This window comes from Caballeronia sp. INML2, from assembly GCF_023631365.1.
In the GTDB taxonomy this organism is placed as follows: domain Bacteria; phylum Pseudomonadota; class Gammaproteobacteria; order Burkholderiales; family Burkholderiaceae; genus Caballeronia; species Caballeronia turbans.
On sequence record NZ_JALQDH010000238.1, the window covers coordinates 1 to 301 of the forward strand.

Annotated in this window: 1 tRNA gene; it reads left to right on the forward strand. The window is 56.8% G+C overall.

Going from position 1 to position 301, the window contains the following annotated elements:
* A tRNA-Leu gene (locus NCT32_RS37160) sits at positions 1–87 on the forward strand.
* Positions 88–301 lie beyond the last annotated feature (214 nt).

Genomic DNA, 301 nt, shown 5'->3' on the forward strand with positions numbered 1-301 from the left:
GCCCAGGTGGCGGAATTGGTAGACGCACTAGGTTCAGGTCCTAGCGGTGGCAACACCGTGGAGGTTCGAGTCCTCTCTTGGGCACCAGATGTTTGGAAAAGCCACCTTCGGGTGGCTTTTCCTTTTTGTGCAGGGACCGTGTTTTCGATTCAGCTTAGTCGTATGACTTTGCAGTTGACACGGTGCCGGTTCCCGCTAAAATAGCGGGCTCGCTGTACCCCTTGGCCCAGGTGGCGGAATTGGTAGACGCACTAGGTTCAGGTCCTAGCGGTGGCAACACCGTGGAGGTTCGAGTCCTCTC